This is a genomic window from Bacteroides sp. UBA939 (assembly GCF_002293435.1).
Lineage (GTDB): Bacteria > Bacteroidota > Bacteroidia > Bacteroidales > Bacteroidaceae > Bacteroides.
Genome location: NZ_DBDF01000056.1, coordinates 1 through 11,038, shown reverse-complemented (window position 1 = coordinate 11,038; position 11,038 = coordinate 1). Strand labels below are relative to the sequence as shown.

General features: G+C 42.1%; 12 protein-coding genes and 1 pseudogene. 3 read left to right on the top strand and 10 right to left on the bottom strand.

Annotated elements, in window-relative coordinates:
* Positions 1–42 precede the first annotated feature (42 nt).
* From B2Z67_RS03835 to B2Z67_RS03810, 6 genes are all read right to left on the bottom strand, one after another.
* Positions 43–630 (bottom strand): hypothetical protein, encoded by a 588-nt coding sequence (locus tag B2Z67_RS03835; protein WP_414630777.1) that lies wholly within the window; start codon positions 628–630, stop codon positions 43–45.
* Between the two features lie 102 nt (positions 631–732).
* Positions 733–1,425, bottom strand: coding sequence for a hypothetical protein (locus B2Z67_RS03830; protein WP_291528497.1), 693 nt, complete (start codon positions 1,423–1,425; stop codon positions 733–735).
* Positions 1,426–1,480: 55 nt separating this feature from the next.
* Complete coding sequence (locus B2Z67_RS03825; RefSeq protein ID WP_291528496.1) at positions 1,481–3,043, bottom strand: toprim domain-containing protein; 1,563 nt, start codon at positions 3,041–3,043, stop codon at positions 1,481–1,483.
* Positions 3,044–3,070: 27 nt separating this feature from the next.
* Positions 3,071–4,672, bottom strand: coding sequence for a hypothetical protein (locus B2Z67_RS03820; protein WP_291528495.1), 1,602 nt, complete (start codon positions 4,670–4,672; stop codon positions 3,071–3,073).
* 34 nt (positions 4,673–4,706) lie between these two features.
* Complete coding sequence (locus B2Z67_RS03815; protein ID WP_291528494.1) at positions 4,707–4,931, bottom strand: hypothetical protein; 225 nt, start codon at positions 4,929–4,931, stop codon at positions 4,707–4,709.
* A gap of 5 nt (positions 4,932–4,936) precedes the next feature.
* Positions 4,937–5,701, bottom strand: a complete 765-nt coding sequence (locus B2Z67_RS03810; protein ID WP_291528493.1) for a DUF4099 domain-containing protein — start codon at positions 5,699–5,701, stop codon at positions 4,937–4,939.
* 279 nt (positions 5,702–5,980) lie between these two features.
* On the opposite strand from B2Z67_RS03810, the gene B2Z67_RS03805 reads away from it, so the two are divergent.
* A complete protein-coding gene (locus tag B2Z67_RS03805; protein WP_291528492.1) occupies positions 5,981–6,619 on the top strand; it encodes a M23 family metallopeptidase in 639 nt (212 codons plus the stop codon).
* A gap of 22 nt (positions 6,620–6,641) precedes the next feature.
* Here B2Z67_RS03805 and B2Z67_RS03800 read toward each other — a convergent pair whose 3' ends face one another.
* The gene (locus B2Z67_RS03800; protein ID WP_291528491.1) at positions 6,642–7,061 is read right to left on the bottom strand and encodes a hypothetical protein; all 420 of its coding nucleotides are present in this window, start codon (positions 7,059–7,061) and stop codon (positions 6,642–6,644) included.
* Positions 7,048–7,686 (bottom strand): hypothetical protein, encoded by a 639-nt coding sequence (locus B2Z67_RS03795; RefSeq protein WP_291528490.1) that lies wholly within the window; start codon positions 7,684–7,686, stop codon positions 7,048–7,050. Before B2Z67_RS03795 ends, B2Z67_RS03800 begins: the two co-directional genes overlap by 14 nt.
* Positions 7,687–8,313: 627 nt before the next feature.
* Between B2Z67_RS03795 and B2Z67_RS03790 the strand changes: the two genes are divergently transcribed.
* Together B2Z67_RS03790 and B2Z67_RS03785 are read left to right on the top strand one after the other, a co-directional pair.
* On the top strand, positions 8,314–8,535 hold the full coding sequence (locus tag B2Z67_RS03790; protein ID WP_291528489.1) for a hypothetical protein: 222 nt from the start codon (positions 8,314–8,316) through the stop codon (positions 8,533–8,535).
* 153 nt (positions 8,536–8,688) lie between these two features.
* A pseudogene (locus B2Z67_RS03785) lies at positions 8,689–8,943 on the top strand (hypothetical protein); the annotation flags it as partial.
* A gap of 7 nt (positions 8,944–8,950) precedes the next feature.
* On the opposite strand, the gene B2Z67_RS03780 reads toward B2Z67_RS03785, so the two are convergent.
* Together B2Z67_RS03780 and B2Z67_RS03775 are read right to left on the bottom strand one after the other, a co-directional pair.
* Positions 8,951–10,189 carry a serpin family protein gene (locus tag B2Z67_RS03780; RefSeq protein WP_291528488.1) on the bottom strand — a complete coding sequence of 413 codons (1,239 nt, stop codon included), beginning with the start codon at positions 10,187–10,189 and terminating at the stop codon, positions 8,951–8,953.
* 232 nt (positions 10,190–10,421) lie between these two features.
* Positions 10,422–11,038, bottom strand: a 617-nt coding sequence (locus B2Z67_RS03775) for a clostripain-related cysteine peptidase (protein WP_291528487.1), incomplete at its 5' end; no start/stop codon positions are given.

The window sequence follows — 11,038 nt, the reverse complement described above, 5'->3', positions numbered from 1 at the left end:
GAACGTAAAACTGGACACCCTATTTGATTATTATATTTATTACTATCTTTTACCACTGGCTTTCCACCTTCGCATACAGGCCTTGGCTATGTCCGATTTGTTCGCCTTGGGGCGCGCTCTTTCATCTATCTCTGCCCATATATCTGAGAAGGAGGTATATTTCACGGCTCTACTCAGCCTTTGCAGCTTCTTGTTCATTACTTGCAGCTTGGGACGGATGCCCAGTACGATTTCGATGCGTTGCTTTTCCGTCATTTTGGTCTTGCTAAGGCACACCTGCCTAATGTCGTTCACTATCTCCACACTTCCCAGAATCAAATCCCGGTAAATCCGGTTACGTCGGGGTGTAAGGGCTACGGCAAAAGTTCCCTGCCCGTTTTCCCGAAGCTGCTTGTTTAGTTCTCCCATGTTATCAGACAGTTTACCGATTTCGTGGTAGAACCCGTAAATCTGCGCCGCATAACAGATGATATCCCTGAATGAATCGAGGTATTCATTGTACTGCCGTTGCAAATCAGTGATTCCTTCCACTTCCTCCCGAATCCACAGATGACCGGTAGTCTGTATCAGCATGGCTTTCTCCTGTGCCTTAAGCTGGTCTTTTGCTTTGTCGGTATAGGCGATAATCATTCCCGCTAAAGTGGGGTCTGTTTGCGCTTGCGCCCGTTGAACCACAGCTAACAAAGCGAACAAGCATCCGAGTACAATTTTTACTGCCATATCATATATCTGTTAATCATTTACAGCTTTTGCCGCCCGTTTCCATCTGTCCAATGCCATCACCGCCACTTCTGCGGGTGTACGGTCCAGCATTCCCGCTGTCGCATTGTTCCAGACATCCGTCATTGTATAGTAGCGGATACTCAGATACAGTCGGTTCAGCTTCTTATGGAATATTCCCAGTTTATCCGACAATGCCCACATTGTTTCACTACGTTCCGCTCCGGTCAGCATGTTCTGTTTACCGCCTGTTGCCACCGCATTTCTCAGTAGCGTATAGACTGTAACCAGCTCTGTAGCGGTTTCTATATACAGATTGTTCATGCTGATGGTGGCAACCAATCCCTGTGCATTGTTATGGATAGCGTTATACAGCTTTCCAAGCGTGATAAAGATTCTCACGCCGTCCTCGTACAGTGTCGAAGCGGCTTTCAACGAAGAAGCATAGCCACTGGCAGTTTGCAAATAGCTGCTGTATTTGCGTTCCCATTCATGAATCCTGTTAAATTCAGCAGCGATGGTATTCTGCAACACGGCGGTTTTCATCTGACCTTCCGTCTCCGTCTGCACCTGGCTATTGATGGCTTCATTCCCTTCCGCAAGGGCAACCCACTCCAAAGGATTGGTCTGCACAAATTGCGCCTTGATTTCCTGAATGGTAAACAGAAGGCATAGTAGCATCCAGCTAACGGTTTGTAATTTCATAGATACCCTTTCTTTGTTTGTTATATTCAATACGTTCACACTTCTTTTCTCATGGCTATCTATGAAAATGGCAGGTTCTTTTTTCTTCCTCGTTATTTTCTTCATCTCTTTCTTCCGGATTATTTCCGGCCACGACATTCTTTTCCAAAGCCTTATTAACAGCATTGTCCTCCTCTGCTGCCATCCTTTTGCACAGCAATTGGTCGTTCCAATCCTTGTATTCTTTTTCACACGGCTGATAGATGGTTCGCCCAACTGGTTCATATTGAGATACAGCATCCTTCATGGCTGCTTTGTACGCTTCATACGAAGTCTTTAACTCATCACTGATCTCTTCCAGATCTTCCTTACAGACTAATCTGCTGTATTTTGCCGAATGATACTCTTCACAGGCACTCTCGTAGGTTGCATAGATTTTCAATAAATCGGATGGAAGCAAATCTTCATCTCCCGAAAGAATATCGTTCTTGTCTCGCAAACTACCCATATATTCCGCCATGGCGTTCCGTTGGGATTGCGTATCTACGCCCAATATCCCGGCTATTTTGTCAAACTCAAACGGTTCCATATTCAGTTCATATCGCTGGTATTTATCCGTGGTATCCACTACAACCAACTGTCCTTTCGGCGTAACATGCGTGTTGAATGTCTTCCCTGCTTTGGCCAATGCGAAATTGATGGCAAACATCTGTCCGGTACGGTCTCTGTCGAAACAGAGATGATGATTGGCGTTAGGCGTTTCGGCAAGCATTGCTTTGAATTGGTGAATACTTGGATTACCGCCAGTGCTTACAAACACGAAATTTTCAAGCCGTGACAGTTCTTCTTTTGGCTCCCAGTTCTTATGAATCTGGTAAAACGCCATTGCATCGTAGGCACTTTCAAACCAATATACATCTTTTGCCTTATCCAACGCTTTTTCTGACGGGACGGCTATCCACATACCTTCCGTTGCATTACTTCCGGCAGCCATTCCTTTATAGGCTGTCTTACTTCCGGCATTGGCACGTCCACGTTCTTCCAATCCCACAACAGTTGCCGGATCGTTGGGCTTTCGCAAGGGAAAGGAGAGATTGGTATAAGTCTTTCCATTGGGAGCTTCTCTCAGGGCAATGAAGAAATGGTTGGCAAACGCACGTTGGATATCAAGAGTAATACCTCGTGGCTTGAAATAGGGATAGAAGGCTTTCTGGCTGTCCCAATCACTCTTATGGAAATCCAGCCGTTCATATTCCTTCAAATCAAAACCCTTTTCCGGACGCTCCTTTTCTGCCACGACTGAAGACCGCTGTTCAACCGGAGTATTAAGCAAACGGTGACACACAAGATTGACCAATCGGTCGGTATTCATACCCGGAGTATATTCCGAAAAGAGATGCGGATGTTCTTTGATAAATGAAATGACATTGTAGTTCTTCTGTTCCGGCGGTTGGAAGCAGCATAGCCCGTTGGCTGTGATAATGAATTTATCACCTCGAATGCGTTTGCCATCACTACCCATCTTCACATAGGATGGATAGCGCAGGCCATCACGCCGATTCAGCGTGTAACCCGCATCCACCAATAAATCCTGTATGTTGATACGACTTTTGAAATCTTCGTAACGCAATTCAGCCATGAGTTTTTTATTGTATATGATGTTATTCTACATTCCGTGTCGCACCTCCCGCTGTATCATTGCCGTATTGGCTGCCGCCTCATAGTTCCGGGCAGCTACATCCATCGGGGTATCTACTCCGGGTTTAAAGTAGACTCTTACTCCTGGCCCGTGCCTGTGATGCTCCATGAACACATCCGGGCAAGGATGGTCGTGAACCCCTCTTCCGAGTTCTCCCAACACTGTGGCACCTGCCAGGAAAGCGGCTCCTATCTTAGCTCCCAATCCTACACCGTCACCACGGTTTTTCATATCTACCTCTCCAAAGATTTTCGAGAAGAGTTTCATGCGGTGAAAGTCATCTATGGCCATAAACATATCATATTGCTTTTGGCTGATTTCATGGCTGACGGTTTCCCCGTCAATGACAGCGGTCATCTTGTATTTACCTTCAGTTATCGGCTCTACCCGGATTGCATCAACTGTCACCTCTCTGCCATGACGACCTTCCCTGAACCAGCCTTTATTTTGGTCCAGATATCCCAAATCAGTACCATTCATTACGATTGTTCCTTTGGGTAATGCTTGTTCAGCCCGTATTTCCATACCATCTTCCACACTTGCACCCAACCTTCTTTCTTTCCCCTCCATCGTCTGTAGCTGACGATTCAAGTCTTCCTGAACTTCCTGCTGCAAGGGCATCTCAATGGACTTGTTACTGTTAAGCAGTTCCATCGTGACGGCTCCGCTGAAGTCCTCTTTGATAATCTCATTGAGCACATCCAATCGTTTTTCTACAGGTACTTCTTTAATGGAGTTGCTCGTAAGCGTCCCGACTTCCTCGTCAGTCAAATCATATTGGAAGTCGGCTTGTGTGGCAGTGGACTGTACTGTCAGTTTCTTTGCCTGTACATCAATAAGGATACCATGGCTGCCCAGACATTCCTGCCACTTCTCACTGGTGAAATACACGGGAGAAGTGATAAGTTCCTGATAGGGTTTGGCTGGTTCTGCGTTTCGAGGACGTGTCTGAACAGGAACGACGATACTCTGTAAGTCTTTCAACACATCTTGTTGCGCTACCGGAGCCGTATTCTGACCTTTATAGTAGAATCCGTAGCCACCACTTTGCAACTCTCCGGGTTTCATGCGACCGTCGGGACGTTCGGGTATCATGGGAGCGCCGGGATAATAGAGGTTTCCCCCGATACGTCTCAGGTGAAATCCGTCCTGTTGCCGGGGAGTCCAGCCAAGAAACCGGTCTCCCCAGGCATGGAAATATCGAGGTATTCCCATTCGCCCGTATTCTCCTGCACCGATACGGTAGCCATGTAGTCCCATGGCAACACGCCCGTTGGCATTTCGTGCGTGGACAAAGTCTTTGGGCATGTCAAAATCCGCTGCCACAATACTGGCAAAGGTGTTATAGCTTCGCTTATTAGCGTAGTTGGTTCCCCAATCACTCAGTGCCGTAAGTTGCTTTTCACTGATCGGATAAGTCAGCATAGGGGAGTTGTGTCCTTGCACGGTCAGGTTGAATCCATTGCTGCTTCCTGTGATATGCGCTCGCATTCCATTCCTGATAAGAATGTCCTGCAATCCCACCGGCAAGTCCAGTGGAATAGGGTTGGTATTCTTTCTGATTGTCATTTGCTGATTGTTTGTTTAAGAGTCTGTTTAAATTCTAACCATCGCCGTTTTCCAAGGCTTCCTCCAATTGCCGTTGTTTCAGCTCGATATAAGCTTCCGCTGTTTGATCGCAGATGGATAATCCTCTGGATTTACAATACACCGTATACTCCTGTTTCCATTCCCGTGAGTGGTGGTTGACGTAATCAAGCCAGCCAAATTCTCCTGTCTGAACTTTCTCCACCAGCTCTTCTTCTGTGTAGAATTTCTCTTTTGCCATCGTTCTTATAATTTAGGAGTAGCTACTTGTGACTTGCGGTCTTCACCTTTTCGTCTCATCTCTTCCCACATCTCATCGGTGTACTCTTCTTCCGGGACGTAGTCCAGATTTCCCTCTTCGTCCATCGTCCAACACCCGAAGCATCCGTAGTTGTATTTATCCCAATCCTTCTTTACCTCCACATTCCATTGGCGTTCATCGCCTGCACAAATACGGATGCCGGTAGGCTCATTCAGATCAATGCCCACGGTAACTACATTATCATTGCTCATTATGGTCAACGGCCCACCATTGCGCAGGCAATTAAGTTCAGCATTGCTCAGACGGAATTCATCGGCAACGAGTTGGATGTTTCTGCCTATTACTGGTGTTGGTATATAAAGTATCTGGTGAGTACCCTCATCCACCTGTAGGAAAGCTTGTATGTCATTACCATCAGCAGCTGTTATTATATCAATGATAGCCTTGTTGGACTGCAACTTATTTCTGTTCTCTTCACTGAACTTTTCAAGATTTGCCTGCTGCAATTGCGGGTAGAACAATACGTCTACTCGTCCGTCTTCCGTGCGGTAAAGAGAAAAGCGGGTACAACTTTGGTAGGTATTACCTTGTTCATCGGTAAACTTAATAGGTAACACCGGAGAACGGTAGCCTTCTCCTATCTGCTTCAACGCATGAAGAGGCAGATCTCCAATCATTTCCTGAGTGAGACCGAATTTCTGGAGAGTCTTATAAGGTATCTCCGCATCCGAAAATCTGTTTCTGTTCATATCAGTTATATGTTTGATTAATGAATTTTCGGACAAAAATATGGGACAGATTGGTGGATGGACGATATGCTCTCTTTTATCATTCTTATTTTTGATTTATTTAGTAACATGGCTTAAAATCATACTTGCAATCATACTCAAAAGCATAAATTCAGATGAAATTCGGAATATGAAAACTGAGTATGAAAACACAGTATAATTACCTACAGGACGTTAAAAAACAGTTGATTGAATGATTCTTGTAATAAGATTCATAGATATCAGATATAATTTTGCTTCATGAAATCATTGATAATAATATTCATACTCTTTCAGAACTGTTCCTTTCTTCAGGCGCAGTTTTACACGATAGGCAAAAAACCGGCTTCCCACAAGGTACAAAAACAACAAGACCTACCCAATGATGGGAAGGTCAGCAAGAATGATTCCTCTACTAAGGTAGGGAAATCAATGGAGAGGCATCCGGATAAATGGATTCAGCAGTATCTAAGTGTCTCTTATCCGTTGGATAAATTGGTAGTCAATTCTCCTTATGGATGGCGGCGTGACCCATTCACAGGAAAGCAAAAACTACATAACGGCATAGATTTTCAGGCAAGAAACAATGAGGTCTATGCAATGATGGAAGGGGAAGACACTAAAGTGGGATATGACAAGCGTTCCGGCAACTACATTACCATACGTCATGGTAATTATACTGTCAGTTACTGCCACCTTTCAAAGATATTAGTCACAAAGAATACAGCAGTGAAGCCAAATGAACCGGTCGCCATCACAGGCAATACCGGTAGGTCAACGGGGGAACATCTACACCTCTCTGTTAAGTACAAAGGCAAATACATCAACCCGAATATTCTGCTGGAGTTTATCAGAAAAGCTAAAGAAGAAACCTTTAAATATTATGTGCAAAAACAGTGATTATTCACTAAAACACAAAGCTTTAGCAATAGTCATCAATTGAGTCCACCCCTGTCCACTCCAACCCTTGTAACAAAGCAAATTGTTTTTTGACTCCATCTTCTGAGAAAAACAGTTGAATGCTTTCATGAATGTATTGGCCACCAGAGAAATATATTTTAGCTAAAGCAAATGGTTTCATTGGGTGTAAGGTAATGTCATGTGTCATCACCAGAATGGAGCTTTCGTTATCAATAATGGCAATATCTATAATTTCATGTTTCCCATACTGATTAGAGGAAAATATTTTTCCTTTGCATAATTGCTTTGCATAACAACATATAGGTTTGTTGTCGACAATCTGTGGACAACAAGGGAATTCTGTAGGTGTATGCCAGTCCTTTTGGAGAGCATTTTCTGGAAAAAGAGCTTTAGTAAAGCTGTTTATATCAACGATTGCCATATTCATGCTGCTTATGATAAAAGTTGTCAAATACATATCTTAATGTATCGTCCCATTCTGATTCTGATTTATAATCTAGCTTTATATTCAGTGAACGTGAACCATTTAATCGGTTTATCCATAGGTCAACAGCAATCCCCTTTTCACTAGTATAGGTTTCGATTATCATCAAATTACCAAAGCAACCGTTAGCTTTCTCTTTCAGACTTTCGCCAATTGAAAAAGTAATGAGATAATCTGTGAGCATAAAATCGGGCAAAACAACAGTTTCATCTACACTTAAAGGGCGACCAAACGATATAATTGGTTCTTTCCCCATTTTAGTTAATATTTTAGGTACAACTTCTATGAACTGAGAAACAGCTTTTCGATTGTATAAATCCTTTTCCATTTCAGGATTGTCCATATCTGAAAGGGTTATATCTTCAGCCAGGTCTTTGAAGAAGTTATGTTTGAGAACACGGGAAATAATACCAAGTTGCACAACATCCATCTTACTTCGCTTAAAGATATCATATACATTATTTCTTTGGCAGAAAATGCTATCAGCAAAAGCTGTAATAGAAATACCTTGCTTACGAACTTCCTTCTCAATAAGTTCACCAATCGTCTTTTTTCTTTCCATTCTTATTCCATTTTTTATCTGTGACAAAGATATTCCTATTTTCTGAGAATAAAGAAAAAAGAGTGTATCCTCTTATTGTGCATTTATCATATCATAAAGCCTTAAAGAGAATATCATAAAGATCTAGTGGAACTATTACCTCACAAGTGGAAAGCTGCAAACTCTAAAGTGACTCTGAATGTTTTGGGAGTCTCTGACAGATCGCTTAAAAGAGCCTATTCAAAAGAAGATACGGCAAATACTAAATACCTACCATAGGCTTGATAAGTGGCATTGCAAACACAAGTATCGACTGTTTGAGTTCATTTGCGGGAGATTTTATTGTCGATGCATCGTCAATATTATGCCTATCTACTTTCTTGGTAATGAGCAAGATAAAAACAAAATTCTAAAGAAAAAATCGTTAATTTGCACATATTTCATAATTAATAGTATATTTGCACAAACAACTGATAACTTAATATTATGGATACTTTAGATTTGAACGAAGTAAAATTGAAGTATGAGCATAGAGAGACCATTTGACACATTGAGGATAAGTAGCATCCTTACACATTTCGTACTATTACTGCATTCATGGAGAAACAAGCCAAACGATTTGATATAAGGCGAAATCCCCCATAATAAATGTGGGTAAAGGAAAAGTCTGCCGCATACTTGAGGTTTTGGCTTGATGAACTGAAGAAATCGCCGGACTTTATCAAAACGACTCTGTTGGATGTGAAACGGGCATCGGCTATGATTACGCGATGTGTGGATAGTATTCAGGAGCAGATTGAGGCGAAGGCGGATATTGGGGATGTGGATAATGACAGCGTTGTGGACAAGGTTGGGGAAGAAAGGTATTAGAGGATAGGGAGATAGTTTTATAGCTATTTTTCAAAATTAGTTACTTAATCTGTTAAATATACGCAGAAAACGAGCTTTCCTTCATGGTTCTTTGTTTTATAGTCGAAAGCAACTCCTAATCAGCCACGACCGTAAGTTTGTAGATAATATCACCTGAACCTACTGATTCTGGATGAGCCTACCAACCACCTTGATATGAAGACAAAGGATATCCTGAAGCAAGCCCTCCAAGATTTCGACGGAACATTGATTGTAGTAAGTCACGACCGCGGCTTCTTGGATGGGCTGGTTACTAAAGTGTATGAATCTGGAAACAAGCAGGTGAAAGAACACTTGTGCGACATTCAAGAAATCCTAGAAAAGAAAAAAAGAAATCGCCCCGCGAACTGGAATGCTAACCGCCATTAGGTGAAGGCTATAGTTCCGTAATCTTTCCCATAAAGAGAATTGCCCCCGTACTCTTTTCCTTTATCATGAAAGCAAAAGGACGGTCTACATAGAAAGGAACGGAGGTAGGAGGACCGACAGAAGTAACCATTCCACCTATTGTAACTGCTGCGGCTTCAGTTCCTTCTTCATCTACATAAACAAAGGTAAACTGTTGCAGAAGACCGATAAATAATTCCTCCTTCGACATTTTGGAGAAATCAGCCTTGATATCAAAAGCATCTTTCATCCCCATAGCAACCATATCATCTATGAGACTTTTGTCATACTTCACGTTGAAACGGGGAAGTTTAACCAGCAACTCCTTGGAGTACAAACTTTCATTCCATTCTTTCCAGTTCTCACAAGTTAACTCAGTCAGACTCTCATCCAACGTCTTACCTTCGGCAGGCAATAATACCACCATACTGAAAGCCTCGTTACCATACGGAAACTCTGCTATGGAGAACGCATTGTTATGAGTATAGTTGAACGTTTCAGTCTGGTTCATCATATCCACCTTCTGTTCAATGCCATTAGAATTGGTAAAGTTCTCCTGACGAGTATCCGACTTCCGGAATTGGCTCTTCCAGATACCTTTGAAATAAAGTGCATTAATCAAATACATACGTACATCCCCAGGTATCACCTTTATGACTTCCTTTATACAATTATTCGTCTGCTCAGCACACCATTGGTTAATTACATTTTTTGCTGTGGGAGATTCAAAGTCAAGCTCCTGTACACAGGCGTCATACATCCTCATATTCACATCTACAAAAGAATCATAAACCTTAAAGCCTTGTTTCACCCAGATGGAATTAGCTATTCCCAATTGAGTGGTGTTGTCCAGATCCAGTAAAGCCGTTGTCAGTTTCCGGTTATAATTATTCAGATCATCAATAGAGAAAGAAGCGGCAGGGAATCCCAGCACGTTCTGCATTTCAGTAAGTGTATTGCCCGAAGCCCCATTAGCAATCATGGACAAGCAGAGCGAAGCGCTCAGCGGAGAGACAAATACATTCGGTTTTTCCGTTTCCGTACTGCACACCTGACCGAAGAAACGGAATGCAAAATCAGTACCTGCATCCAACAAGTCTTGTTCTGCACGGGTTAGCGAGATGTCCTTACGCGGTTTAGGTTCCGGCTGAGGGTTCTTGTTCTCATCACTCTGACATGCTGCAAGAATACCGAGTAGGCTTAAAGCAGCGATAGTTTTCTTTAACATAAGCGTATAGTATTGATTTCTATTAAGTTATTCTATTAGGATAAATACATAAATTGAGAAAATACTGCACCAAATAGTCGTATCTTTGCGCTCAATATGACCTCCCACGCTTCCCATTTGAACAGCGCACATAGAGAGGTCTTCAAATTTCTATGCATTGGAATGCAACAAAAAATGGCTTCTCAAACATTCTTTTTTTCAATATTCTTTTTTTACAATTATCTATAAATACTTAATGCGTAGCTTTATACCATGCCGTCTCTGTTTTGGTAATCGCTTTGACATTCTCACTCGGATCTGAGATAGTGATGCCAGTGAATACATTTATCGGCACAACTCCTCTACTCATTGAATAAAAGTCGGAAGTGTGTAAACTCAAATTAGAAGGAACTACACGTTCTAATTGAGCTTCAAATCGTCTTAACAAATTTCCATCATAGCATAAGTTCCTCACATAATCGCCCATATCATAGAAGATAACGGGAGAATAACCATCCATTCTCTGTATACTATTTAGCTTATTCCTATCGAACTGACAATATTGATTGATTTCTTTCATAATCAATGATAAATCATCTAGTTCAGAGCAGACCGTCACCCCTATTGTGGCATATGGGTATGCGTAATTCTCGTAAAAATCATAAAAACCATTCACAATGCCTTCCAAATTAAAATTCCCGATCAAATATTTACCAATTATATGATATGGATAACCGTATACCATAACTTCGGTAGGTGATGCAATTAAGTAGTCAGTAACGTCCTTTAAATCATAAGCGACCTCAATTGAAGACATATAACAATCGTCAAAAAGAATATAGTCCATTTTTAACCCACATTGCATTAGTA